Below are 23,939 nucleotides of genomic sequence, written 5' to 3'. Positions count from 1 at the left end.
CAGTATCGAGTACGCGCTTACGCGACGATTGCTGAGTGGAGTACTTCTCAGCAGGAGGTTCATGGTGGCTGCCGGGGCATGAGCACGAGAGCCTTCCCGGGACACTCACCTTCGACTCCGCAGGCATCAGCTTGGTGGTGTATGGCGGATCGTTGTTCCGGCCTGCCGTCGTGGCCAATGACGGCAGTGGAGAGCAATGGTCACATTGGGTCGAGGAAGCCGTGGTGCATGGCCGGCTGCACGAGGAAGACAGGCGGGATGTGTCCCTGCTGGGAGTGGCAGGGCTCACCGTGAGTAGCGACCTCGATGTTGAGCAGGAGGCTTGCCGTGTCGAGTTGGCATTGCTCGGCTGGCATGCAGACGGTAATGCCTTCAGCGAGGCGAAGGTAGATTTCGACTACCTGAACGCATGGCTCCATCCGCCACCTTTGTGGGAGAACGCCCCCAATCGAATCTCGGTTCATACCGACGACATTGAGCTGACGTCCGCTCCAATCGAAAGCGATCGGGTTCGACTGATAGCCGGTTGCTCGGGAAATCGACGGTGGTCGAGGACGACGGGTGACGTCGTGCGCGTCGAACGACGGTCTGTATTTGCCATCGATTGCGCAGACCCGTCTCGCTGGGAGGACATCGTCGACAGCCGTATCCGCCCTTTCCATGACCTGCTAATGCTGAGCCTCGACCGTCCCGTGCGTATTACAGGAATTCGCCTTCGGCCTGTCGGCACTGGCCAGGGCTCGCCTCAACTGTGCGACGCCTACTTGAGTGTGCTGCAGCGACCCTCAACGTCTCTACACGCGATCGTCGGGGCCAATGCCCCAACACTCCTGAGGGCAAATGACAGTCCTGTCGATCTTGCCACTCTGCTGCCACGGTGGTACTGCCTCTGGCGCAACTTCTGGGAGCCCGTCAGATTGCTCTTGGCACCTGAATATGCGCCGTTCATGTACACCGCGCACAAATTCACTTCGACATACCGGAGCGCCGAGGCTCTCGCCAAGGCATTGTTTGACAGCAAGCAAATTCCTCGCCCCGACCATAACGCACGCGTTCAGGCTGTCATCAACTCCGCGACCAGCGCAGGCATCGATGCCGAAGTCATCGAATGGGCGAAGGCAGTACTCCAGTCGCGCAATGACAAGCCACAGAAACAACTCATCGAAGAGCTGGTCAAGTCAACCGGTGAAGTCGGTGCAACTATTGTCCACGCTGCCCCAGAATTCGTGGCAAGAGTCGCCCGCACCCGTGGCAGAGAGTCACACGGAGGCTCAACCTCAGGGACTCCCAACGTGGTACAGCTTCACTGGTACGGCGAGGTCCTGCGCTGGATCATCCGGACACGAATGCTGTCCGAGCTCGGAATCGATGACATCGAGAGCCGGGTCCTGGAGCGGGAACCATTCCGATACGCCGTGGACCAGGTGCGGGAGTGATGCCAGAACTGTCCACTCTTGAAGGCGAATATCCGTACGAGCCTTCACTGTTCGGCCTCACGCTACGCGAGGGCCACGAGTGGGCAGCGGATGGCCCCGCCTCCGCTCTCATCGGACACGCGCCCATGACAAAGCCCCCGGAATTCGCCAATGATCCGGGGGCCTTGCGGAGTGCCGCGGGTTAGGTCAGCTCGCGGTGGAGTCGTCGTCGGTGGAGTTGTCCGTGCGTCGGTGACGGGCCGCGATGAGGGTGCCTCCGCCGGCAGCGATCAGGACTGCGGCGCCGCCGATCAGCCACGGGGTGGCGTCGGCGCCGGTGTGCGCGAGCGAGCCAGCGGGAGCGGGCGCCGCGGTGCTCGACGCGTCGTCGGAGGTCGGAGTACCCGAGGTGGACGGTGCCGGGACGTCCTCGTCCTTGCCTGGCTTGTCCGGGGAGGGCTTGTCGGTCGGCTTCTCAGCGGGCTCGGTCGGCTTCTGTGTGGGTGGCGGGGTGGTGGCGGTCTTGGCGTTGGTGACGGTCACGGTCACGGGATCCCCGGGCTTGGCCTTGAACTCCTTCGAAGGCTTGTAGATGTCGTAGCCGGCGGGCGCCTTCACCTGCTTGACCCAGAAGTCGCTGCCCGTACGGGAGTTGAGGGGCAGCTTGCCGCTGGCGGTGCCGTCGGGGCCGGTGGCCAGCGTCAGGATGGTCTTGTCGCCGCTGCCGATGTTGACCGTGGACCCGGCCAGCAGCTTGCCGGTCTTGTCGTCCTTGGCCTTCAGCAGGACCGAGGCGGCCTTGAAGGGATCGACGATCGTGAGCGGTGTGTCCGTGCCGGGGGTGACGATGACGTCCTGGTCGTCGACCGTGTCGTGCAGTGTGCTGCCGCTGGAGATCTCTTTGAGGCGGTAGACCCCCGGTGCGAGGTCCTGGAAGGCGAGCTTGCCTTGGGCGTCGGTCTTGCCGCTGGCGGCTTCCTTGCCCGCGGAGTCGAAGAGGGCGAAGGACGCGCCGGCGAGCACGTCGCCGCCGGGGTCCTTCTTCAGGATGGCCACGCCGCCGGTCTCCGGCTCGGCCGCGTTGCGCGGAGTCGAGGACGTGGATGCGGAAGGGGCGGGATCGGCGCTCTGGGCCGAGGCGGTCGGTGCCCAGGACAGGGAACCGGTCACCGTGGCGGCGACGGCAACAGCGACTGGGAGGGTGCGAGCGGAACGGATGCGCAAGAAGGGTCTCTCCAAGGGATACAGGCGGGAACAGGCAAGGCGGGCGCGCGGGTCGTTGTTCAGCGGGAGCGGCCCGGCACTGGGCGCGGGGGCAGCCAGCGAAGCGGGGACATCCAGAACTCCGTGGCGAGGTGGGCGGTCAACGGCTGCGGAGCGAAGCCCCGGCGGTGGGTGTGGGCTGGGCGACAGGGCGGGCGGCCGGGCGGGACGCGGCAGGCGCCGGGATCCAGAAGTGGGCGTACTGCTCGATCGCGGTGCGCAGCCCTGCGCCGTCCGCGCCGTGCCATGGTGGCTGGCTGCTGTGGGGGTGCCAGTCGCGGATGACGGCGTAGCCGTCTCGGCCGGGCACGAGGTCGCGGGCCGTGTCGCGGCGGGCGAAGGTGCCGTGGTCTGCGAAGCGGAGGATCGCGGTGTCGAGGACGCCCTTCTCTGGGTGGACGACGCGCAGGCGTAGTCCGTCGTACTCGCCGTGGCGGATGGTGGGGGCGAAGTCGATCCGTAGCCGCAGCGGCGAGTTCGGCTGCGGGGATGCGTACAGGGCGTCGCCGACGATGGCGTACTGGTGGAGAGGCAGTTCGATGACGTCGTCGAAGAACTGCTGGGCGTGCAGGGCCAAAGAGCCTCTCTCGGACGAAGGGGATCTGGTCGGTCAGCGGTGGGGGCCGGAGCGCCGGGCGGGCAGGACTGCGGACGGAGTTGTCGTGGTGCTCCAGCGCGGGATGCTGCGCGTGGTCAGCGCGGGCGCCCGGCGGGGGGCGGTACGCCGGACGTCGAGGGGCGTGGGAACCGGAGGCGGCGGAGGGGTGACGGGAACGAGCTGGGCGCTCTCGCGCAGGCCGCGCAGCATCTCGTCCTTCCAGCGCGGCAGGGGCGCGGGGTCGGAAACGCTCTCGGTGATGGCCGTCACCAGTGGAACCGGGGTGTTCGTGGAGGCGGTGGCGTACCAGCGGCCATAGCGGTTCTTCGGTCCTCCCCACAGGTACCAGCGGGCCTGCAGCGTGGTGAGTTCCTTCTCCGCATCAAGTCGCCCCTGGGCGTATTCGAGCCCGGCCATGCCATCCGGAGTCTGCAGCTCCAGGACGCCCCACCGCGGGTGCTGGATCTTCCAGCCGCGGTTGATGAGCGGGACGATGGCGTGGAAGGCGTCGAGTTCGGGGTCGGTGGAGTCGGGCTGAGCGAGGTAGTGCTCGGGTCCGGCCTGATACGCCGCCGCCAGAGCCGTGGTGAACGCGGCGACGAACTCGGTGGGGCACTGGTCATTGAAGCTGACTCCCCAGGCGGGCGGGCCGAAGCGGTCGCGGTAAGCGTTGATCCGCCACAGTCCGTCATCGTCTCCCTCGGGCAGGAACCCGAGGCGGACGCGGTGGTCGGGCGCGGTGACGTAGGCGTTGCCGAGATCGTCGTGGCGCAGGTCGAAGCCGAGCGCGAGCAGGGGCTCCAGCGCTAGGTCCCCCACCGAGGTGCTGCCGGCGAGGTAGCGGGGAGAGACGTAGACGTCGCCGTCGATCTCTTCGGTGTCGGGCACGAAAGTCCAGAGGGTGTCGGGGCTGAGAGGTGAGCGGCGCGGCGCAGGATCAGGAGCCGGTACGCTCCGCGACGACGGGCAGCAACTGCGCGGCGAGTTCTGCGGGTTGGCCGGTGTAGTGCAGGGTGCGCAGGCCCAGCTCGGCGGCGGCCCGGCAGTTGTCCTCGCGGTCGTCGACGAACAGCACACGTGCCGGGTCGGCGATACCTGTGGCGGCCAGGGCGTGGTCGTACGCGGCCGGGTCGGGCTTGCACAGGCCCAGGCGTGCGGAGTACAAGGCGTCGTCCATCAGTTCGCGCCGCCAGCCTGTGGAGTCCAGGACGTCGCTGAGGTGGGCCGGGGCGTTGGAGAGCAGCACCATCGGCAGCCCCGACGTGCGGGCGCGGTACAGGACGTCGAGCACGCGCGGGTCGGTACGAGTCCACATGGCGGTGTCGGCATCTCGCAAGGCGCGCAGCCACCGCGAACCGGGATGGTGACCGAGCACCTTCGCCCAGTAGGCCAGATCGCTCAACTCCCCTGCGTCGTAAGCGTTGCGGGGAACCCAGAAGGCGCGCCGGAACAAGGGGAGATACCGGTCGGGCCACTCGGCGAGGTCGGCGAGCCGGGTCCACATCGCGGTGGTGGGCTGCAAGCCAAGAACCCCGTTGTAGTCGAGGATCAGGGCTTCTATGCCGGTCCGGGAGTCGTGGGTGCGGGTCAAGGGGTCGTTCTCTCCAGGGCTTTGGGGGCGAGGGTGGCGACGGTCAGGGCGAGGAGGGCGGGCAGCAGCAGCGCGGGCGGCAGGGTGGTGACGGTGGCGAGGGCCCCGATGACGGCGGGTCCGGCGAGCAGGCCGACGTAGCCGGTGACCGCGACGGTGGCGACCGCGCGGGGGCCGCCAGCGCCCGCGGCGGTGATCAGGCTGGGGATGGTGACGGACAGACCCAGACCGAAGGCCGCCCAGCCGAACAGGGCGAAGGCGATGGTGGATCCGGCCAGTCCGGTAGCGAGGCCGAGCGCGGCCAAAGCGGCGCCGACGCGTACGACGGCTGACGCGCCGAAGCGGGCGGTGAGTCGGTCACCGACGAGTCGGCCTGTGGCCATGGCGGCGCTGTAAGCGCCGTATGCCGCGGCGCTGGTCGCGGCCGTCGCGCCGAGGTCGTGCAGGTAGACGGCGGCCCAGTCGGCAGCAGCACCTTCACCCAGCAATGTTGCCGCTGCCAGGACGCCCAGCAGCCACACCCGGGGCCGCGACTGGCTCCCGCGTTCGTCCGAGCTCTGTGCAGCAGGATGGTGAACGGGCTCGAGTGCAGAGCTGGCGAGCGTCCGGGTCAGCGCCGTCGTGGCTCCCGCTGCCGCCGCGGCGCAGACGGCGACTCCAGTGAACAGAGCGGTGTGTGAGGTGTGGGTGGTGGCCGCGGCCAGCGCGGCACCGAGGAGGGCGCCGAGGCTGTAGCTCGCGTGCAGCCCGGCCATGATGGGGCGGCCGTGGGCGTCCTGGCAGCGGACTGCCGACGCATTGGCCGCGACATCGAGGACGCCGTGTGCGACGCCGAAGACGAACGCCGCCGCGAACAGGCTCTCCAGACTGGAGCAGACCCCGAGGAGGGCGAGACAGGCGGCGAGGGCCAGGGCGCCGCCGGTCAGCAGCGCGGGCAGGTGGGCCGGGCGGGCAAGGCGCCCACCCGCCTGGAGTCCGGCAACCATGCCGAGGGCGGCGGCCAGCAGGACCAGGGCAAGCCCTCCGGTGCTCACCTCGGCGGCGGACTGGACGGCGGGCATGCGGGCGCCGAAGACGGCCATCACCACACCCAGGCTGGCGAAGTACCCGATCAGCAGGCGGCGGCTGCGCACCAGCTCGATCGCTACGGTTGTCCTCACGCGGCGTGCTCCCCGGTGGCTGGAGCCGTCTGCGTGGCAGCGGCCACCTGGACGTCGAGGTTGCGGTACGCCTCCTGGGCGCGGTCCTGGGCGGCCGTGGCGGTCGACCCGATGGCGATGACGAAGCCGATGCGGGCGGTGAACAGATTGCCGCCGTCCTGGGGGAGCACGAGTTGGTCTCCGGGCTGTCGCTGGAAACGCACGCGCTCCACTCCCCCTGTGGGCTTCACGACACCGCGGGCGGTCAGGGTGCCGGAGTAGGCGGGGTAGATAAAGCGGATTGCCGCAGCCTGGCGGCGGGTTGGCGTCAGGTCGGGGGTACGTCCGCAGGCGATGTCGGCGGCGGCGCGGGCGAGATCGACGCCGGTGGCCAGGTGGACGAGGTGGCCGATCATGTCGCCTGCGAGGCGCGCGTTGACCTCGATCAAGCGGGGGCGGCCGTCGACGATGCGGATCTCGACGTGGCTGACGCCGTCGGTGATGCCGACGGCGTCGAGGGCCGCGATGGCGACCGGTGCCACGGTGGCGAGCAGCGGGTCGTTCGCGTCGACCATGTGCGCCAGCTCCTCGAAGAAGGGCGGCATCCCGACGGTCTTGCGGGTGACGGCGACCACGGTGGTCTGCCCCTGATGGGTGACGCACTCGACGCTCACCTCCGGGCCGTCGAGGTACTCCTCGACCAGGACCTGAGTGCTCTCGACTCCGTGGTCGGCGGTGCGCGCGGCGAAGGCGTACGCGGCCGGAAGGTCGTCGGCGGAATCGACGCGGATGACGCCCATGCTCGCGGCGTGGGCGGCGGGCTTGAGGACGACGGGATAGCCGATCAGTGCGGCGGCATCGGCCGCTTCCCGCTCGGTGCGCACGCGCACGGATACGGCGGATGGCACTCCGTGGCGGGCGAACAGGCTACGGCTGGTGTGCTTGTTGCGGCAGCCCTGGAGGGCTTCCGGAGCCGTGGTGGGCAGGCCGAGCTGGCGGGCGAGACGGGCGACCGGGACGAGGTACCACTCGGTCCACGTCAGCACGCCGGCCAGCTCGTACCGCTCGGCGAGCGCTCGTCCGGCCGCGGCCAGTGCCGCCGAGTCGGTGGGGTCGACGACGGCGTAGTCGAGGAGGAAGTCCTTCTCCCAGGTCGGCTCGGCGCCGGAGATCAGGACGACGTCGTAGTGGGCGCGGACGTTCTCAAGGCAGTAGCCGCGATACGCGTGCGCCTCCATGTCGGCGGCTGCAACGACCAGGACGACAGGGCGAGAGGACAACAAGGCTCCAAACAGTGGCAGGGCAAAGGAGGTTGACGGCAGACGACCGGGGTCAGAGGGTGCGGCGTCGGCGCAGCTCGAAGGCACTCGCCCAGTGGGGGTGGTCCTCGATCAGCTTTCGGGCGTACAGGGCGGTGAAGTTGTTGTTCAGTCCGCGCACGCCCGCGGGCAGTTGCCAGCGCAGGTCCTCGAACAGCGCCTTCAGCCCGACCCGGGTGGCCCCGGTGGCGAGCCGGTCGGCGGTCAGGCGCTCCAACGCGCGGTAGACGTACGGGTGCTCGGCATCGAAGGCCCGGAACCGGTCGGTCAGTGTCGGCCGTGATCCTGCTCGAAATGACGGTCGGGATATCGGCAGGACCACCTGGTCGGACAGGGCGTGGAACGGGGGCATGGCGGGTCTCCGTGAGGTGTGCAGGAAGGTGACCGAGGCGGTCAGGCGAAGGCGCTGCGCAGGGCGGGGATGGCGCGCAGCCGGGCGAAGGCGGTGAACAGGCCCGCGGCCTGGAGCACGGCACAAAGCGTGATGACGTGGCCGAGTTGGGCGGGTGGCACGACGGCGACGAGGACGCCCGCCAGCGGGAAGGGCAGCAACAGCACCAAGATCGTCAGAGAGAGGGTGGCGCCGAATACGTCCGGGGGGATGAGGCGGGAGCGCAGGGTGCGCAGCACGACGGTCATGCCGCCCTCGCCAGCCATGAGGACGGCGATCAGGGCGAGATAGACGTGGTAGGTGCTGGCGAAGGAGACGGTCAGGCACGCGGTGGCGGCGATCGTGGCGGACACGACGCCGACCGGCCACAGGCCGACGCGGTCGATCGCCCGGCGGCACACAAGGACCGCACCGAGCGAGGCGACGGCAGCGATGGACCAGATGAACCCGACGTCGGCTGTGGAGTGGCCGAGCTGCTTGACGATGATCACCGGGGCGGCGGCCTGCAGCAGACCGACGGCCAGATTCGACACGGTCAGTCCGGCCACCAGTCAGCCGAGCGCCGGCAGCGCCCGCAGCGTCGACCATCCGGTGCGCAGCCCCTTGCCCACGGGCTGCGCCGCGGCGGGCTCCGGTCGGAGGTACTGGCGCGGGGCGAGGACGCTGGTGAGCAGCGAGAAGACGGCGATCGCCATCAGCATGCCGCTGGCGCCGGTCCACTGGAGCAGGAGGCCGGCCAGCGCAGGGCCCGACAGGTTGGCGACCTGGTCGATGCCGAGCAGTACAGACTGCACTCGGTGCGCGCGGGCCCCGGCCTGCCAGCCGGCCACTCCGCCCGCGGTCTCGGCCGCGATGTACGAGCACTCGGTGAGGATCCCGGTGGACGCGGCGAGGACCATGACGGTGACCGTCGCCCCGAGCCCCGCCTCCTGCCCGGGGAGGAGGAACGCGGCGGCCAGGACGACCAGGGCGCGGGCAACGGAGGCGTAGCGGAGCACGGTGGTGGTGCCATGGCGGTCGACCAGGGCCCCGGCGAAGGCGAACGCGCCCAGTCGCGGGATCCATTCCAGCGCGAAGGCGAGGCCGGTCAGGGCTGCGGAGTTGGTGGTGGCCAGGACCAGCAGCGGGATGCCGTAGGTGGCCAGGGCGAACGCGGTGGCGTCCGTGCTGCGCGGCAGGTAGATGCTGCGCAGAACTGCGGGGACTGGGCGGCGGGCATGCCGCGGTCCGACACGGGATCTCACGCGGCGCGCCCCGCTTCCGCCCTCTCCTGCGCGGAGCGGGCGTCGGTGTGCTGGAGGGCGCGGGGGTTCGCCTGCAGGAAATCGGTCAGGACCTGGTGCGGCGCCGACGGCTCCAGACTCGAGCCGAACCCGTGAGGGCTGCGGCTGTGCAGCTGAAGGGTGTGCTGGACGCGGGTGACGAAGTCGGTGCTGGTGCTGGGGAACTGACGCTTGCGCGCCCAGCGGGCCGCAGTGTCGTACACCTCGGCCAGGGCCTCGCCGCTCGCGGTGAGCCGGTAGCGGTCGGGTGCCTGCTCGTCGGCGTGGACCAGACCGAGATCGCGGGCGACGTCGATGGCATGACGCAGTTGCCCGGGGGTGAGGCCACCGAAGGCGCCCTGAAGGCTGCCCTTCTGGTGGCTGATGGGGCCGTTGTCGTCGATCTCGGTGACCAGGCGTATCAGGCCCGGCAGGGTCAGGGCCCTGATCGCGCGACGTTCGTGCAGGAGGTTCTCGGGCAGGGAGCGGGTCATCGGCGCGGGCCTCCTGCCGGGGAGATCGGGCGGGCAGGTATCTGGTGGGAGAAGAGGTCGCCCGACTTCCACGCCGGGCTGTCCGGGGGCGTCGTGGTCAGCGCGGGACGAGCTGCTGGCGCGGCCGGAACCGCCGGTGCGGGAAGCCGGGGCGGGGTGGTCGCCCACGGGCCGGAACGGCTCTGCGACGGGGCCGCGCCCGGCCCCCGCATCCGACTGGCATCGGACGCGGTGATCGGGGCGGTGGCCCAGGCGGAGATCGCCTGGAAGACGGGGTCCAGTGCCCGGCCACTCGCGGTCAACTGGTAGTCGCCGGTGCCGCTGGCCGACACGAGGCCATCACTGACCAGGCGTTCCAGGGGCTTGTAAACGGCGTTCAGCCCGTAGCCGGGCATGGCCTCACTCGCCAGCGTCTTGGCGGTCGCGGTGCCCCGGGCCTGCAGGGAGAACAGGATCGCGGTGGCGTGCCGCGGTGCGAGCAGCGCGATGGCGTCGTCGATGTTCTGGGCCGGCGCGATCCGCTCGGGTTCCAGCTCGCCGGTGTGCTTGTTGGCGACCAGCTCCTTCTCCAGATAGGTGTCGGCCCATGACGCGATCACCGTGAGGACGGGCAGCAGCGCGGCACCGTTGCTGGTGAGGCCGTAGGTGACGTGGCGCGGGGCGTACTCCGTGCGCTCGATGACGCCGGCGTTGGTGAGCTGACGAAGCCGGGGGTGGAGCTGGCCGTCCGCCAGCCACGGCAGCCTCGGCTTGAACTCGGCGTAGCGCAGCGGCTGGGAGGAGACGGTCATCAGCACCCACACGTTCCAGCGCGGGGCAAGCAGGTCCAGGGTCTTGGTGACGCCCAAGAGATCGTTCGGTGTGGCGGGCGGCGCGGTGGTGGCCAAGAAGGTGGCTCCTCAAGCGGTACGGGTGAATCAGCGGGTGCGGGAGGTGGTCGCCGTCGGTGCGGCGGGTACCGGCGGAGCCGGTGGGCGGGTGTCCGGGGTGGCGCGGCGCAGGCCGCCCAGGACCGCGCTGGTGCTCTTGGCGTAGGCGTCGCGGGTGGCGACGGACTCGGCGATGCGCCGGGCGCAGTCGAGGATGTGACCGGCGGCGAATCGGCCGATCTCGCGGTCGGGGGCGGTGAGTTCACGCAGACGCTGGAGCTGGAAGGCGATGTTGCGTTCGGCGAGGGCCAGGTCGCCGTGACTGCCGGTCAGGGCGGCGAGCAGGGTGACCTCGGGGGCGGCGTCGGCGATGGCTTCGAGTTCGGCGAGCGGCTGTCCGTACAGCGCCTCGATGCGCTGGGCGACGAGCTGGGAAACGGCAGGAGTCGGGGTGTCGGGCTGGGGCAATCGGCGGTCTTTCAGGGACGTCGCGTCCGCACCGCCCGAGCGCGGGATGCTGTCGGGGCGGGCGGAGCGGTGGCGGCGATCTTGGGGCTCAATCCGGTGCGTGGCGACGCGACTTGGTTCGGCGCCGGCATGGTGCGCAGCAGCTGGTCGAGTGCGGCGGTGTAGCCGTCCCGGCCGGCCAGAGCCGCGTCCAGCCAGTCCGCGTCCCACCGCAGGTTCTCGGCGGACAGGTCGTCCATATCGGCGTCGGCGGCCGTCGCGGCGTGGACGCGGTCGCGGACGCGGGCCATCTGTTCTTCGGCGACGGCGAGGAAGCTGCGCAGTTCCAGTGCCCGCTGGAGTGCGGCATTGGCCTCGCCGCGAGCGGCCTGGGCGTACAGCTCGGCTACCTCGGCGCCGAAGCCTTCCTGCAGAGCCGCGTCACGGCTGCTGGGTTTGCCGATGACGCTCACCGCGTCGCCCCGCGTGCCGTGGTGCTCGGAGTGCTGGGCAGCGTGGGCGCAGAGGTGTGCAGGGCCGGAGCACGACGGGCGGCCGGGGACGCGCCGCGCCAGACCCCGGGTCCGCGCTTGCCGGGAGCGTTGGGGTCGAGGAGGTACTTCACGACCATGGCGCGACCGTCGCGGGAGGCGACCGCGGCGTTGACCCGGTGGGCCAACTCCATGACGGGATCATCGAGTACGTCCGGCGGCTGTGTGCCCAGTGCCTCGACGAGGGCGTCCTCGGCGGTGTCGAGGGCCTGCTGCGTTTCGGCGAGCAGGCCGTACCAGTGCACAACGGTGGTGGCCTCGGGATTGGCCTGCGGTGCCGCCTCAACGGCCCGCCGCAGATCGGAAAGCGGCATCTGGAATCGGCCCTCGATGCGCTCGGTGATGACGCCCATCACGTCTTCGCTGGCGTCGAGCACGAAAATGCTCCCTTCATTATGGAAATTCCGGTACGGGAAAGGGGGAATGGGGTGCCGGTCGGCTAGTCCAGGCCCATGTAGACCTCGCGGTAGACGTACGTTCCGGACACCCAGCCCTTCACGCCGGTGGTCTTGTCGGTGATGTAGTGCCAGTTGCCGTGGGTCTTATGGACGGCGAACTTGAGACCCCGGTAGAGCACGCCGCGGGCGGCGGACCTGCTGGTTGCCTTCGAGCGGATCGTCATGGCCTTTGTGCCGATCACCCACGGCCCGAGCCGGTCACACGGGCGGGTGGCCGGAGCCGAGGCCGGTGCGCTGGAGGGTGCGGCCATCGCACCCGGAGCGGATATGACCGGGAGGGCCATTGCGCCGAGAAAGGCAATGGATGTGGCGAATCGGGTGGTGCGCATGCGGAATTGACCTCCATGGCGCGGAGAGGGAATGCGGAAGCAGCCCCGAGCGGATGCCGTGCGGGCTGAGAACAAGAGTCCGGAGAATCCCCGGTTTCGGTAACCGGGGATTGCGTGCTATGTTCCGCGGCACCTCGCAGACACCTGATGTCACTTCGCCTGAGCGGGAAAGCGAAATGCATTGGCGTTAGCGGGAGTTCAGCGGCTGGGCCCGCGCGGCGGGGCGGGGCGTGCCGGCAGGCCGGGGACGGCGGTGACGGGCCGCGTCGCCGGCGAGGCTGTCGGCAGCGGGGGCCTTTCGCCGTTCCAGTGCGCCTCCCACCACTGGGTGGCGGCTTCGAAGGTCTGGAAGCCGCCCTCGCGCAGGGTGTGTGTCCATGTGGTGGTGTCGGCCACTTCGAGGAGCACGCGGTAGGGCAGTGCCGCCTTCTCGTCCATGGCGCGGAGCATCACCGTGGTCTCCATCGGGTTACTGGTGTCGTCGGTGTAGCTGGTGCCGTAGGCGAGGTGGTCGCCGTCGCTGCGCAGCCGCTTCTCTAGGGCGCGGGTGGTTTCGTCTGCTGGGGTGGTGCCCATGTCGTCGGGCAGGAGGATCTTCCCCTCGGGGCAGCCGCGGGCGATCAGCCAGGACTGAGCCATGGACGGCAGCGGCAGTTCCTTGTGCGCAAAGCGGTAGGTGCGCGCGGTCGGGTCGCGTTTGAGGTGCAGGGCGACGATCTGCGGATCTCCGGGGATTCCCCAGGTGACGGCGCGGTTGTGCATCACGTAGAAGCTGTGCTGGGCGTCGTCGCTGTGGTGCTCGGCAAGGACGGTCATCGAGTCCTGCTCTGTGCCGATGTGCCCCCAGAACTGATCGGCGACGTGGTCGTTGACGGCTTCGTATCCGTCGAGGTGGAAGTCGGGTTCGTAGTTGGGCATCGGAACTTTCGGTTGTGGCCCCGGCGGCGCCACGCGGAGCGCGGTTCAGCGGCGGGTACGGGAGACGGCGGGGAGGGCCGGTGCCAGAGGCGCGGGCGTGGTCCCCGGCGGGCCCGCGCGACGGGGTGCGGTCAGTACGGCGCGGCCGGCATCGGTGAGAGTGACGGGCTGACCGGCGTGCACGGGGTGCGCGGTGTCGCGCTCTACCAGGCCCATGGCCTCCAGGCGCTGCAGCTGGGCGTGGGTGATGCGGGTGCGCGTGGGAGTCGCCACGGCGAGGCGATGCGTGACGAGGTGTTCGTGCAGTTTGGCGCCCTGAGCGATGGCGAGCAGGGCCGCGACGTCCTTCGTCGCGATCTGCGGTGGCGTCTGCCGAGGAGGGTCGGCCTCGATCGGTGCCAGCGCTGCGGCTGCTACGGATTGCTTCGCATCGCGTGCGGCGGCGGCCGTCACGAGCTGATCAAGGGTGCGCTCGATGCGGGCGAACAGCGCCTGATCCGCTGGTAGTTGACTGGAGGCGAGGCGAGCGAGGCGCACCCGGTAGAAGGCGACGTCCCGCTCGGCTGCTACGAGCTCGCCATGCGCGTTAGCCAGGATGGCGTGCGGTGCTCCGAGGAGCCCGCCGTCGCGGTGTCGGTGCAGCTCCTCGACGCCGTAGCCCACGGCGGCCTCGATTCGAGAATCGAGAGCGGTGGGTATCAGCCCGTCGGATGGGGATGAGGTCATGGTGGAGCGGTTCCTGGGTCCGGGGTGAGCGCGTCCAGGGCGAGTCGGACCTCGACGTACGGGCCGTCGCGGGTGTGCTCCGCTGGGCCGAGGTGGTCGAGGAGCCGGAGCATGGGCGCATTCGCCACCTGCGTGAACGGGGATAGGGTGTGGGCTCCGCGCGCGGGCAAGGCGGGCGGCTTGGCGGGCCAGGGCCGTGCCTATGCCCTGACGCTGGCGGTGGTCGACGACCTGCAGCCCGAGATCGAAGACCCCCGGCTCCCGGCTGACCCGCCCGACGCAGACAAGGGCCACAGGCCGCTCGTCGACGCCGAGCCCGATCCAGCACTGCGCGTGGGCAAGCAGCCTGGACAGGTCGCGGGGGTCAGTCGGGTACGGCCCCAGCGGCGCAGCAGGTTCTGCTCGGAGCACTGCGCGTGGAAGGCGGCGATCAGGTCCCAGTCCGCCTCCGTCACCCGCCGACTACGCGCGAGGGCGGGGTGTCTCAGCAGGAGCAGGTCGGGCGGGCGGCCAGCAGATCGGCGCGCCGATAGGCCCGGTAGCGGCTGCCGTCGACCGCGCGCGGCTTGCAGGGCTGTACTCCGTAGCCGCGCAGGAGCAGACCCAGCCGCAGCGGGGTGAGGTCGGCGTAGCTCCAGCGCCCCTCAGCCTGGCCGGGCAGATCGCGCAGGCGCTGGACCAGCTCCGCGGTGCTCACGTAGTCCGGGGCGCCCTCGTCGTCGAAGACGGCGAGGCAGGCGTGCACGATCGTCTGCGGACTGCTGGGGCAGGACAGGAACTCCTCGTGGGCGTTGTCGAAGTCGTCCAGGCCGTCCGGCTCTTCGAAGTCGTCGAACCCCTCGAAGTTGTCGAAGTCCGGGTCGAAGCCGGGCTCCTCGTCGTCCAGCGGTTCGTACTCGGACGGGGGCGCAGCTTCGTACGCGGCTGCACAGCAGCAGGAGGTGGCCAGGAGCGCGCTCAGTTCTGCCCCGGCTGCCATCCGTTCGACCAGCAGGTCGGTCAGGGTGCTGAGCTGCTCGGTGGGGCTGACGCCGGGAAGCTCAGTGCCGGCGAACTCGGCGAGCTGCTGGTCGAGTTCCTGGATCTCGACGAACACGTCGAGGATGGCGCGGTGGTGCGGGTTCTCGGTGACCTGGGCCGGAGCGAGTACGGCGGTGGCGACCTGGTCGATCAGGGTGGGGAACTGCGTCAACGAACGGGGCCCTTCAGGGTCGGGGGCAGTGCGGGTCGGGGAAGACCGGGCATCACATAGGGCGGTGGTCCCGGCTTGGGGACGGGCGGGCGGGTTCCGAGCTGCGGCGAGCGGGTGCGGGCCGCGTGAGTGCGCTCGCCCAGGGGGCGCCGGCGGATGCCGAGGCGGGCGCGGGCGGTGTCGTACACGTCGTGCGCTTCGCGCGGTCGTACGGCCACGACGTGGATCTCGATGGTGTGCGTGGAGTTCGCGGGCGCCGGCCGCTGGGCGTAGACGATGCGCCAGGCATTGCGGTGATCGACATAGACCTTGCGGCAGCCGGCGAGGTCGCGGGTGAGTTTGACGCCGAACAGACGGGCGTTGACGACGTCCTGGAGCTGGGCCAGTGCCAGGTCGCGGATGTCGCCCGGGGCTCGCAGGAGGTCTGTCAGGGCGCGAGGGTCGAAGGACAGGCCGAACGCCGGCCAGTCCTCGTGGCCGGTCATCCGCCGGCCTGGCCCAGCTCGCCGGACTCCTCATGGTCCTCGTTCTCCTCGGTGGCGGAGGTGTTCCGGTTCGAGGGACGGGGGCCGGGCAGCAGGCGATGCGCGGGCCGGTCCGGATCGGTCATGCACGCGGACAGCGGACCGCCAGCGGCCCGGACGGTGGCCATGGCGTGGGTGAGGAAGTCCCGGTGCCACATGAACAGGCCACTCAATCCGGCCTCGGGGTCCTTGTGCTGCTGGTAGGCCAGCCACAGGGCATGAAGCCAGGCGACGACGTCGGGGTGCTCCTGCCACTGCTCGCACCACGGGGCGGCGGTGGTGACCTCTGCCCCGTAGACCCGGACGAGGAAGTCGTCGACCCAGTCGGACAGGGCGTCGAGTTCGTCCTCGTATTCCTCGCCCTCCAGCTCGAGGATCGGACGCGGCTCGGGCGGCGCGGGGGCGGGCGGCAGGCCCGCGAACCCCGGCAGACCGTAGGCGGCGAACGGCGAGTCCGGTGGCGGTGGTGCCGCCGAGAGGTCGTCGATCTGACGCTCGTGCCGCGCGGATCGATCCAGCAGCATGGCGACATTCGCCTCGACCCTCGCCAGACCAGCCTCCGGCAGCCGAACCGGCTCCAGCTCTCCCTCCTCCGAGGGCAGATGAGAGTCGGATATCTGTACCGGATCCTTCTCCGTGTCCTCCGGGGGATTTATGGACTCAGGCACGAAAAGGGTCCTCCTTGGGCCGCAGCCATAGGGCGTCGATTGCGGCTCCAACCATCCAGAGAATCCCCGGTTTCGGTAACCGGGACTTCGCTGCTATAACGCTGCGCGCGGCACGACGCGAACACGCTCGGAACACGCCGTACGCCGCGCCGCGCGGCAGAGTCATCCTCAGACGACCAGCGTCAAGTCATCCTGGGAAAGTGTCTGTTGCAGCGTCTCGGTGAGGCGGTCGGCGGCAATCTCGGCGTACTGCTTGGTCTTCTCGACGCCGATGAAGTCGCGTCCCTCCAACAGCGCCGCGACCCCGGTCGAGCCGGAGCCGCAGGTGAAATCGAGCACGGTGCCGCCCGCCGGGGCGATCTGCACGAGCTCGCGCATGACGGAGACGGGCTTCTGCGTGATGTGCTGGCGCGCCTTGCCGCTGGGCTGCGAAGCGCTGTAGAGGCCAGGCAGATAGACCGGGTTGCGGGCCGCATCGAGCGGGCCGTTGGACGCCCAGACGATGAATTCGCAATTCTGGGTAAACCGCCCCTTTTGGGGCCGCGTCTGCGGCTTGTGCCAGGCGAGGACACCCCGCCACAGCCAGCCGGCGGCCTGGATGGCGTCCGTGGTGATCGGCAGCTGCCGCCAGTCGGTGAACAGCAGAGCGGTGCCGCCGACCTTGGTGAGCCGGTGCGCCTCGGTCATGATCTGGGTGAGCCAGAAGCCGTACGACCTCTGATCCATGTTCTCGCCGGTGAAGTCCGGCAGCTCGTGGCCGGCGTCAGCCGAGGTGTACTTCTGCTTCGCGGACCGCGAGGTGCGCTCCTTCGCCGTCCTACCGCCCGAGTTGTACGGCGGGTCGGTGATGACGGAGTCGACGCAGTTGTCCGGCAGCTCGGCGAGGACGCTGAGCGCGTCGCCCTGGTGCAGGGAAAAAGGCAAAGAGATACCCCAATTCGGGTCGTGTGAGATGAGGGAGAGACGCTCCAGCTCGCCTGGATAACCCCACAGGACCGAATGCGGACGGACGGCTCCGCGGTCTGCGACGTGAGGGGGCGAGGGGAGGAGCCAAAACTGTAGGGCACGATCCCCGGTTGAGCGCTATCGCCACCGAAAACCCCGAAATAGAGCCTTGATCACCAACGATTTCGGCAACCGGGGATCCGCCCTTACTGTTTTGGAACTGCCCGGCCCACACAGCCGATGGCACATCCCCGCCCGTGCCTTCATGGAGGTACCCCCATGTCCTGGCACACCTGACCCGACGCCCTGTGCCGGTGCGAGCGGCAACTCGCAACAGCCCCCGGGCGACCCGAATTACCCACCACCCGGACGTCGCGCCCTTTCCTCAACGACGCACGCGCCGCCGGGACTTCACCAAGGACCTCGCTGTGACATCGCTCTACGCTCCCCTGCCCGCGATCCGTCCACCGGCCCGTGATCGCCTTCCGGAAGGCGGACCGGATTGAAGGGCATAGCCGCCGGCATCGGCGTCGTCGTCCTCTCCCCGCTCCTGCTCGCCGGCACCGCCATGATGATGGCGTCTTCCAGCGAAGCCTCGACCACCTCCTCCTTCAGCGGATGCCTGACCGGCATCGACACCGGAGAGGTGACCAAGGAAGTCACCAAGCTCCTCGACGGTGCGTCCGCCAAGGACGTCCACATCCAGGGCCTGGACCTTCCGGCCGAGCAGATCCCCAACGCGCAGACCATCGTGGCCACCGGCATCAGCCTCGACGTGCCCAAGAAGGGGCAGATCATCGCGATTGCCACCGCGATGCAGGAATCGCGGCTGCGCAACCTCAACTCCGGTGACCGGGACAGCCTCGGCCTGTTCCAGCAGCGCCCCAGCCAGGGGTGGGGAACCGCGCAGCAGATCCACGATCCGGTCTACGCCTCCGAGCGCTTCTACAAGGCATTGCTCAAGGTCGACGGCTGGCAGCAGATGAAGGTCACCCAAGCCGCCCAGGCCGTCCAGAAATCCGGCGAACCCGACGCCTACGCGCAGTGGGAGGACCTCGCGACCGCGCTGCAAAAGGCCATTTCCGCCACGTTCCCGAACACCGAAAAGGATGAGTCCGCCAAGGACTCGGCCAAGGACAAGGACACCGAGTCCAGCTCCGGCGGATGTGCGCCGGACAAGGACGGCACATCCTTCGGTCGGATCCCCGAGGGCAGCGTCCCGAAGGGGTACAAGATCCCCAAGGATGCCGATCCGAAGGCCCGCAAGGCCATCGAGTGGGCCATGCACCAACTCGGCACGCTCTACCAGTGGGGCGGCTCCTGCACCAACTCCCACGGCCCCGACCCGATGGGCCGCTGCGACTGCAGCTCGCTGATGCAGCAGGCGTATGCACACGCCGACGTCCACCTCACCCGCACCACGTACACGCAGGTCAACGAGGGCAAGGCCGTATCGGCGAAGAACCTCAAGCCCGGTGATCTGATCTTCAGCCGCGGCACCGCGGTCCGGCCCGAACACGTCGGCATGTACATGGGCGAGGGCCTCGTCATCGAGGCGCCGCGCACCTCAAAGCCGGTCCGGATCACGCCGATCAAGGACTGGGAAATCTTGGCCGTCCGCCGCGTCCTCTGACGCCGCGCGCCCCGGGCCACGCCCGCCGGGCCCCGTCTCGCGCCGCGAGCGCACCTCCCCTCCCTCTTTCTTCCCTCCCGCCGGCCCCTGCACGGCCCGCGCACGCAAGGAGCCCCGCCACACCCATGCCCATACCTCTCGCAGACCGCGCCGCCGTCCTCCTCGCCTACGACCCAGGCATCTCCCCCAAGGGCGGCGGCCTGCCCGGCCTGTCCGTGCTGAAGAACGTCGTCAACAGCATCAACATGTTCGGCATCATCGCCGTCGTCGGCGCCTTGGCCGTGTCCCTCGGCGTATGGGCCTGGGGCCACCACACCGGCGGCCACCAGGCCGAGGCCAACGGAAAGAAGGGCGCCGTAGTAGCAGCCGGCGCCGCGCTCGGCCTCGGCGCCGCGAACGGCATCGTGGCGTTCTTCTCCGGCCTGGGGTCGCAGGTCCACTGATGCCCAATCGACTCCCCTCCCTGTCCGCATACGGCATGACCTGGTCCGCCAACAAGCGCATCGCCCTCCTCGCCCTGGTCATCACCGCGCTGCTCGCCCTCGCCGCGACCGCCGCCTGGTTCACCGGCCGCGGCGAACACCACCAGGGCGCCGACACGCCTTCGCCAAACAGCAGTTCCTCGCCTTCCGAGGCCGCGCCGAAGCCCGCGGCCGGGGCGGGGTCGGTACCCAAGCCCCCGCAGATCGCCGAACCGGTCGCCTTCGCCAAGGCCGCGGCGGCGATGCTCTGGTCGTACGACACCCGCGACACCAGCCGCGACCAGCAACTCGCGGGCATGCGCGCGTGGATGACCAAGGAGACCAAGTACACCGACTGGGCCTCGGTGTCCGGTCAGGTCCCCGACCCGCTGCTGTGGTCGCGCATGGCCGACCAGGAGCAGCACGCCACCGGAACGGTCACCGAAGGCCACTATCCCGGCGCGTTCAAGCAGGCCCTGGCGGACGACCCGTCCGCGATCACCGAGGCGTACATCTACGTCGTCACCGTCAACGGCAAGCAGCAGATCGAGTGGAAGACGGGCGGCGGCGGAGCCGAGGACCGCGCCGTGACCCTCGCCGTGCAGTGCCGGCCCAACCACGACTGCACCCTCGCCGCCATCGCCCCCAGCGTCACGCAGTGACCCACCTCACCAACAGATAAGGAGGCCAACTTCCCGTGGGTTTCTGTGACTTCCCCGTAGCGGATAAACTCTGCGCCGTCGGCGAGGCCGTCGACTTCGCCTCCGATCCCGGCAAGGCGATCGGTGACTGGATGGCCAAGAGCGCCGGTGAACTCGCCGCCGCCGCAGCCGATCTGGCCGCCAAGGCGGTCGACGCCACCACCAAGGTCGACCTGAACGCCGGCTGGTTCCGCGACAACTACGAGATGCTGCTGCCGATCGGCCTGGTCATCCTGGTCGGGACGTTCTGCGCACAGCTCGTCCGGGCCGCCGTCAAACGCGACGGCCAAGCCCTCAGCCAAGCGTTCACGGGCACGGCCTCGGGCGTGATCTTCGCGTTCGCCGCCATCTCCCTGACCACCGTCGCGATCGAAGTGGTCGACGCTCTGTCCGCGGGCCTATTCAAGGCCGCGCACACGGACATCGCCTCGGCCGTCCGCCGCATGGTCAAGGTCAACCAGATTCCCGGACTCGCCGGACTCGGCTGGCTCGTCGCCGTCGTCGCCGCCCTCGGAGCCGCCGTCGGCGCGTTCCTCTACTGGTGCGTGATGCTGGCTCGCAAGGTCGGCATCCTCGTCATGGTGACCTTGGCGATCTTCGCCGGGGCCGGCGGAGGCTGGGAGGTGGCCCGCCGCTGGCGGCGCGGCTGGATCGAAGCCACCGCCACCCTCGTCGCGTCCAAGCTCCTGATGACCGTGATTTTCGTACTCGGCATCGCCGCCATGGGCAAGACTGAGGCCAAGGACGGCCTCGGCGCGCTTGCAGACGTCCTATCAGGCATCGTGATCATGGTGCTGGTGCTGCTCTGCCCGTACGCCACCTTCAAATTCGTCCACTGGGCGGCCGAGAGTACGGACGGAGAATCGGTTCACCGAGCCGGTGGCGCCGGCGCCCAACTGGCGCGTCAGCACGGCGAAAAGGCGACCCGCAAGGCAGTCGCCCTGGCCGCCACCGCCGGAACGGGCGGCGCGGCAGCCGGAGCAGGCGTCGCCGCGCAGGGCCCCGACGCTGTGGGAGGCGGTGGATTCCCCGGCGACATCGCCGCCAACCCCACCGGAGGCAGCGGCCAGGAGGGTCAAGGTTCCTCGGGCTCCGGAGGCTACGGGGTCAAGAACGGCCTGGACAAGGCCGTCCAGCCGCCCCCGACCAGCCCCCGTGACGACACCAGTGCCCAGGCAGGCAGCACACCCGGAGGCGGCGGGTCCGGATCGGCGCCCAGCGGCGGCAGCGGCTTCATGTCGCAGCCCGGCGCCGGCGCCTCCACACCCTCGCCGCAGGGTGCCCCGCCGGCGCCGAACTCGGCCGACACCTCCGGCGGGACCGGCACACCGCCGCCCCCGCCCACCGGCCTGTAGCTCCTGCCCGACTCCGGGGCGGCACCCGCTGCACACCTCTTCGCCGCGTGCCGCCCCGGCCACCGCCCCGCGCACCCTCGGAACGGCCCTTGTCTGATCTCACCGTCCACCCCCTCACAGTCAAATTCCCCCACCGGTCCAGGCGCGGCATCCTGCTCGGCCTGTACCTGCCCCAACTCGTCCTGGTCTCCTGCGCCCTGGCTCTGCTGCTGGTCACGGTGGTATCCACTGGACTGCTCGGTGCCATCGCTCTGACGCCGCTGTGGGCCGTGGTCGCCGCCCTGGTCGCCATCCGTCGGCACGGCCGCTCCCTGATTGACTGGGCGCCTATCGTCCTGCGCTTCGCGCGACGGCGCCGCACCGGACAGACGTTGTGGCTCGCCCGGCCCGTCACCCGCCCCCGCCAGGTCGGCGTCCTGCACCTGCCCGGCACCGCCGCCTCGCTGCGGGTGGTCACCCCCGGCGACTCCGCCAACGGCGCCGCCGCCGTGCACGACCCGCACCAGCAGACCCTGACCGCCATCGCCCGCGTCTCCAGCCGAGCCTTCGCTCTGCTGGATCCCGCGACCCAGAACCACAACGTCGCCGGGTGGGGCCGGGCCCTGGCCGGCATCGCCCGGACCGGACATGTGGCCACCGTGCAGGTCCTGGAGCGCACCGTCCCCGACAGCGGCGACACCCTCGCCCGGCACTGGAGCCAGCAGGGCCACCCCGAGACACCAGTGGCCGGGCAGGTCTACAGCGAGCTGGTCGCCTCCGCCGGACCGGCCGCCGCCCCACACGAGGCGTACCTGGCCATCAGCCTCGACCTGAAGGCCGCCAAGCGCCTGATCAGCCAGGCCGGCGGCGGGCTGCCTGGCGCCTTCACCGTCATGGAGCAGACCACGTCCTCCATCGCTCAGGCCGCGCGCAGCGCCGGACTGATGGTGACCGGCTGGCTCTCGGCGCGCGAGATCGCCGCCGTCATCCGTACCGCCTACGATCCCAAGGCCCTCTCCGCACTCCAGCAGTGGTCGGAGTCCGGGCGGGCCGAGGCCGACCCGGCCGCCGCCGGCCCGGTGGTCCAGGTCGAGGACTACGACCGGCTCGCCACCGACTCCGCCCGGCACGCCACCTACTGGGTCGAGGACTGGCCCCGCACCGAAACCTCGGCAGGCTTCCTGCACGGGCTCATGTTCACCGCCGGAGTCCGCCGCACCCTCTCCCTTATATACGTGCCCCAGGGGCTGGAGTCCGCGATGCGCGACGTGCAGCGCAAGAAGGCCGCGATCATCGCCGACGCCAACGAGCGCTCGCGACGCGGGCAGGTCGACTCCGAAGCCGACTCCGTGGAGTACGCGGACGTCAAGACCCGCGAGCGTCAGCTGATCGCCGGGCACGCCGACGTCGCCCTGACCGGACTGCTCACCGTGTCCGCCGAGACCGACGCCCTCCTCGACGCCGCCTGCGCGCAAATCGAGACCGCCGCCGTCACCGCCCAGGTCGACCTGCGACGCCTGAACTTCCAGCAACCCGACGCGTTCACGCTCGGCGCCCTGCCCCTCGCCCGCACGGCCCTGTAACCCCCCGCACTCGGCCGACCGACGACGTCCTGCCGCCGCGGCAGGAAGGAACCCTTTCCCCTTTGACTTCTGCCAGCCCCGTCGGTGACGCGTACCCGTACCTGCGGGCCGCCAGCGCCGGCATCCGCCACCACACGCGCACCCTCGCCCCCCGCGCCGAGAAGCCCGCCGCTCGCGCGGACCGCGCACATCTCGACGTACTGCACGCCCACCTCACCGCCCTGCACCAGCTGCTCGACCAGCTCGCCGACACCACCCGGCCCCCGCATCCCGCCGCCGGCCGACAGCTCGGCACCGCCCACACCCGGCTGTGGCAGGCCACCGCCGCCGTCCACGACGCCTTCCACCTCCTTCCTGTGGCGGACGAACCCGGTTCCGAATGCCACCCCGAGCGCCTCCCCGAGGGGCCGCCCGTCCTGACCATCTGCCAACGCCATCTCGCCGCCGGCCACGCCGTGCGCCGCAAGACCACACCGACCGACCTCAACACCCCAGCACCCAGCCGCACCACCACCTGCGCCCAGTGACCCCCACCGCCGAAAGGCCCTGCATGCGCACGCTCAAGCGCTCCACCTCCGCCGCCGTCCTCGTCGCGGCGCTCGCCGGCACCGCCGCCCTGGCCACCGCCGCACCGGCCTCCGCTGCCAGCTATCACTGCACGACCAGCAGCTACACGGTCGACGACCCGTCGTACAACGGCCCCGACTCCGACAACTGGGACTTCGACGTCCAGCTCTGCGCCAAGAGGAGCGGCGGCTACATCTACACCACGGCCAAGGTCGTCTGGGACGGCCCCTACGCGGCCAACCAGCACAGCAGCTTCACCTTCAACAAGGCGCGCTTCCACCTGCAGACCAAGAAGTCCACCGCGGGCAAGGACCCGGTCGTCAAGTACGCCAACTACACATATCTGGAGCGCGCGCTCGAACACAGCAGCGGCAACGGCAACGGCAACGGCTCCTACGAGACCGGAACGCTCAAGACCAAGGCGAGCGGCCAGTACCTCGCAGACGGCTACATCGAACTGGACTGGTCCGGCGGCGGCACGGGCTACCGCAAGCCGCTTCTGTTCAGCGCCTCCCCTCGCGTCTGACCTGCGCAGTGTGTCCTGAACTCCGTCACATGAAA

28 protein-coding genes and 2 pseudogenes are annotated in these 23,939 nt (G+C 69.9%); 8 read left to right on the top strand and 22 right to left on the bottom strand.

The window, feature by feature from the left end; genetic code table 11:
- Window positions 1–35: 35 nt before the first annotated feature.
- Window positions 36–1,436 (top strand): ApeA N-terminal domain 1-containing protein, encoded by a 1,401-nt coding sequence (locus ACN6LB_RS09205; RefSeq protein ID WP_445025354.1) that lies wholly within the window; start codon window positions 36–38, stop codon window positions 1,434–1,436.
- Between the two features lie 186 nt (window positions 1,437–1,622).
- Here ACN6LB_RS09205 and ACN6LB_RS09200 read toward each other — a convergent pair whose 3' ends face one another.
- From ACN6LB_RS09200 to ACN6LB_RS09095, 22 genes and pseudogenes are all read right to left on the bottom strand, one after another.
- Window positions 1,623–2,639, bottom strand: coding sequence for a SpaA isopeptide-forming pilin-related protein (locus tag ACN6LB_RS09200; protein WP_445025353.1), 1,017 nt, complete (start codon window positions 2,637–2,639; stop codon window positions 1,623–1,625).
- A 139-nt stretch (window positions 2,640–2,778) separates the two neighbouring features.
- The gene (locus tag ACN6LB_RS09195; RefSeq protein ID WP_445025352.1) at window positions 2,779–3,255 is read right to left on the bottom strand and encodes a hypothetical protein; all 477 of its coding nucleotides are present in this window, start codon (window positions 3,253–3,255) and stop codon (window positions 2,779–2,781) included.
- A gap of 33 nt (window positions 3,256–3,288) precedes the next feature.
- A complete protein-coding gene (locus ACN6LB_RS09190) occupies window positions 3,289–4,164 on the bottom strand; it encodes a DUF317 domain-containing protein (RefSeq protein ID WP_445025351.1) in 876 nt (291 codons plus the stop codon).
- Between the two features lie 49 nt (window positions 4,165–4,213).
- A complete protein-coding gene (locus tag ACN6LB_RS09185) occupies window positions 4,214–4,867 on the bottom strand; it encodes an HAD family hydrolase (protein ID WP_445025350.1) in 654 nt (217 codons plus the stop codon).
- Complete coding sequence (locus tag ACN6LB_RS09180; protein ID WP_445025349.1) at window positions 4,864–6,027, bottom strand: MFS transporter; 1,164 nt, start codon at window positions 6,025–6,027, stop codon at window positions 4,864–4,866. The genes ACN6LB_RS09185 and ACN6LB_RS09180 overlap by 4 nt, the downstream gene beginning before the upstream one ends.
- Window positions 6,024–7,244 carry an ATP-grasp domain-containing protein gene (locus ACN6LB_RS09175; protein ID WP_445025396.1) on the bottom strand — a complete coding sequence of 407 codons (1,221 nt, stop codon included), beginning with the start codon at window positions 7,242–7,244 and terminating at the stop codon, window positions 6,024–6,026. Before ACN6LB_RS09175 ends, ACN6LB_RS09180 begins: the two co-directional genes overlap by 4 nt.
- Before the next feature lie 94 nt (window positions 7,245–7,338).
- Window positions 7,339–7,677 (bottom strand): hypothetical protein, encoded by a 339-nt coding sequence (locus ACN6LB_RS09170; RefSeq protein WP_445025348.1) that lies wholly within the window; start codon window positions 7,675–7,677, stop codon window positions 7,339–7,341.
- A gap of 41 nt (window positions 7,678–7,718) precedes the next feature.
- Window positions 7,719–8,960: pseudogene (locus ACN6LB_RS09165) on the bottom strand (MFS transporter).
- On the bottom strand, window positions 8,957–9,472 hold the full coding sequence (locus tag ACN6LB_RS09160; protein ID WP_445025347.1) for a hypothetical protein: 516 nt from the start codon (window positions 9,470–9,472) through the stop codon (window positions 8,957–8,959). Before ACN6LB_RS09160 ends, ACN6LB_RS09165 begins: the two are co-directional and overlap by 4 nt.
- The gene (locus tag ACN6LB_RS09155; RefSeq protein ID WP_445025346.1) at window positions 9,469–10,359 is read right to left on the bottom strand and encodes a winged helix-turn-helix transcriptional regulator; all 891 of its coding nucleotides are present in this window, start codon (window positions 10,357–10,359) and stop codon (window positions 9,469–9,471) included. Before ACN6LB_RS09155 ends, ACN6LB_RS09160 begins: the two co-directional genes overlap by 4 nt.
- 30 nt (window positions 10,360–10,389) lie before the next feature.
- Window positions 10,390–10,809 (bottom strand): hypothetical protein, encoded by a 420-nt coding sequence (locus tag ACN6LB_RS09150; protein WP_445025345.1) that lies wholly within the window; start codon window positions 10,807–10,809, stop codon window positions 10,390–10,392.
- Window positions 10,810–10,820: 11 nt separating this feature from the next.
- Complete coding sequence (locus tag ACN6LB_RS09145) at window positions 10,821–11,261, bottom strand: hypothetical protein (protein WP_445025344.1); 441 nt, start codon at window positions 11,259–11,261, stop codon at window positions 10,821–10,823.
- On the bottom strand, window positions 11,258–11,716 hold the full coding sequence (locus tag ACN6LB_RS09140) for a hypothetical protein (protein ID WP_445025343.1): 459 nt from the start codon (window positions 11,714–11,716) through the stop codon (window positions 11,258–11,260). Before ACN6LB_RS09140 ends, ACN6LB_RS09145 begins: the two co-directional genes overlap by 4 nt.
- A 62-nt stretch (window positions 11,717–11,778) precedes the next feature.
- Window positions 11,779–12,126 (bottom strand): SH3 domain-containing protein, encoded by a 348-nt coding sequence (locus ACN6LB_RS09135; protein WP_445025342.1) that lies wholly within the window; start codon window positions 12,124–12,126, stop codon window positions 11,779–11,781.
- A 198-nt stretch (window positions 12,127–12,324) separates the two neighbouring features.
- Window positions 12,325–13,044 carry a hypothetical protein gene (locus ACN6LB_RS09130; protein WP_445025341.1) on the bottom strand — a complete coding sequence of 240 codons (720 nt, stop codon included), beginning with the start codon at window positions 13,042–13,044 and terminating at the stop codon, window positions 12,325–12,327.
- Window positions 13,045–13,089: 45 nt separating this feature from the next.
- Window positions 13,090–13,770 carry a hypothetical protein gene (locus ACN6LB_RS09125; protein WP_445025395.1) on the bottom strand — a complete coding sequence of 227 codons (681 nt, stop codon included), beginning with the start codon at window positions 13,768–13,770 and terminating at the stop codon, window positions 13,090–13,092.
- The gene (locus tag ACN6LB_RS09120) at window positions 13,767–13,898 is read right to left on the bottom strand and encodes a hypothetical protein (RefSeq protein ID WP_445025400.1); all 132 of its coding nucleotides are present in this window, start codon (window positions 13,896–13,898) and stop codon (window positions 13,767–13,769) included. Before ACN6LB_RS09120 ends, ACN6LB_RS09125 begins: the two co-directional genes overlap by 4 nt.
- 88 nt (window positions 13,899–13,986) lie before the next feature.
- Window positions 13,987–14,181: pseudogene (locus tag ACN6LB_RS09115) on the bottom strand (hypothetical protein); the annotation flags it as partial.
- A gap of 73 nt (window positions 14,182–14,254) precedes the next feature.
- On the bottom strand, window positions 14,255–14,962 hold the full coding sequence (locus tag ACN6LB_RS09110) for a DUF3631 domain-containing protein (protein WP_445025340.1): 708 nt from the start codon (window positions 14,960–14,962) through the stop codon (window positions 14,255–14,257).
- Window positions 14,959–15,447, bottom strand: coding sequence for a hypothetical protein (locus tag ACN6LB_RS09105; protein ID WP_445025339.1), 489 nt, complete (start codon window positions 15,445–15,447; stop codon window positions 14,959–14,961). Before ACN6LB_RS09105 ends, ACN6LB_RS09110 begins: the two co-directional genes overlap by 4 nt.
- Window positions 15,444–16,154: a DUF4913 domain-containing protein gene (locus ACN6LB_RS09100; RefSeq protein ID WP_445025338.1), complete on the bottom strand. Its 711-nt coding sequence runs from the start codon at window positions 16,152–16,154 to the stop codon at window positions 15,444–15,446. Before ACN6LB_RS09100 ends, ACN6LB_RS09105 begins: the two co-directional genes overlap by 4 nt.
- A gap of 168 nt (window positions 16,155–16,322) precedes the next feature.
- Window positions 16,323–17,078: a DNA-methyltransferase gene (locus ACN6LB_RS09095; protein WP_445025337.1), complete on the bottom strand. Its 756-nt coding sequence runs from the start codon at window positions 17,076–17,078 to the stop codon at window positions 16,323–16,325.
- A 523-nt stretch (window positions 17,079–17,601) separates the two neighbouring features.
- On the opposite strand from ACN6LB_RS09095, the gene ACN6LB_RS09090 reads away from it, so the two are divergent.
- The 7 genes from ACN6LB_RS09090 (at window position 17,602) to ACN6LB_RS09060 (ending at window position 23,904) form a co-directional block, all read left to right on the top strand.
- Window positions 17,602–18,732, top strand: coding sequence for a C40 family peptidase (locus ACN6LB_RS09090; RefSeq protein ID WP_445025336.1), 1,131 nt, complete (start codon window positions 17,602–17,604; stop codon window positions 18,730–18,732).
- Window positions 18,733–18,857: 125 nt separating this feature from the next.
- Window positions 18,858–19,175: a DUF6112 family protein gene (locus ACN6LB_RS09085; RefSeq protein ID WP_015662377.1), complete on the top strand. Its 318-nt coding sequence runs from the start codon at window positions 18,858–18,860 to the stop codon at window positions 19,173–19,175.
- Window positions 19,175–19,855, top strand: a complete 681-nt coding sequence (locus tag ACN6LB_RS09080) for a hypothetical protein (protein WP_445025335.1) — start codon at window positions 19,175–19,177, stop codon at window positions 19,853–19,855. Before ACN6LB_RS09085 ends, ACN6LB_RS09080 begins: the two co-directional genes overlap by 1 nt.
- Before the next feature lie 35 nt (window positions 19,856–19,890).
- Window positions 19,891–21,249: an SCO6881 family protein gene (locus ACN6LB_RS09075; RefSeq protein ID WP_445025334.1), complete on the top strand. Its 1,359-nt coding sequence runs from the start codon at window positions 19,891–19,893 to the stop codon at window positions 21,247–21,249.
- Window positions 21,250–21,338: 89 nt separating this feature from the next.
- A complete protein-coding gene (locus ACN6LB_RS09070) occupies window positions 21,339–22,811 on the top strand; it encodes an SCO6880 family protein (protein ID WP_445025333.1) in 1,473 nt (490 codons plus the stop codon).
- A gap of 62 nt (window positions 22,812–22,873) precedes the next feature.
- Complete coding sequence (locus ACN6LB_RS09065) at window positions 22,874–23,338, top strand: DUF6238 family protein (protein WP_445025332.1); 465 nt, start codon at window positions 22,874–22,876, stop codon at window positions 23,336–23,338.
- Window positions 23,339–23,361: 23 nt separating this feature from the next.
- Window positions 23,362–23,904, top strand: coding sequence for a hypothetical protein (locus tag ACN6LB_RS09060; protein ID WP_445025331.1), 543 nt, complete (start codon window positions 23,362–23,364; stop codon window positions 23,902–23,904).
- Window positions 23,905–23,939 lie beyond the last annotated feature (35 nt).

The organism is Streptomyces sp. SAS_270, from assembly GCF_052543295.1.
The sequence above is the reverse complement of the archived record's forward strand: the minus strand, read 5'-3'. Positions and strand labels throughout refer to the sequence as shown.

Coding starts and splice junctions, on each gene's coding strand:
- ACN6LB_RS09175 (WP_445025396.1), bottom strand. CDS start 7,244: ATGGAGGCGCACGCGTATCGCGGCTACTGCCTTGAGAACGTCCGCGCC.
- ACN6LB_RS09125 (WP_445025395.1), bottom strand. CDS start 13,770: ATGACCTCATCCCCATCCGACGGGCTGATACCCACCGCTCTCGATTCT.
- ACN6LB_RS09170 (WP_445025348.1), bottom strand. CDS start 7,677: ATGCCCCCGTTCCACGCCCTGTCCGACCAGGTGGTCCTGCCGATATCC.
- ACN6LB_RS09080 (WP_445025335.1), top strand. CDS start 19,175: ATGCCCAATCGACTCCCCTCCCTGTCCGCATACGGCATGACCTGGTCC.
- ACN6LB_RS09160 (WP_445025347.1), bottom strand. CDS start 9,472: ATGACCCGCTCCCTGCCCGAGAACCTCCTGCACGAACGTCGCGCGATC.
- ACN6LB_RS09105 (WP_445025339.1), bottom strand. CDS start 15,447: ATGACCGGCCACGAGGACTGGCCGGCGTTCGGCCTGTCCTTCGACCCT.
- ACN6LB_RS09085 (WP_015662377.1), top strand. CDS start 18,858: ATGCCCATACCTCTCGCAGACCGCGCCGCCGTCCTCCTCGCCTACGAC.
- ACN6LB_RS09135 (WP_445025342.1), bottom strand. CDS start 12,126: ATGCGCACCACCCGATTCGCCACATCCATTGCCTTTCTCGGCGCAATG.
- ACN6LB_RS09130 (WP_445025341.1), bottom strand. CDS start 13,044: ATGCCCAACTACGAACCCGACTTCCACCTCGACGGATACGAAGCCGTC.
- ACN6LB_RS09060 (WP_445025331.1), top strand. CDS start 23,362: ATGCGCACGCTCAAGCGCTCCACCTCCGCCGCCGTCCTCGTCGCGGCG.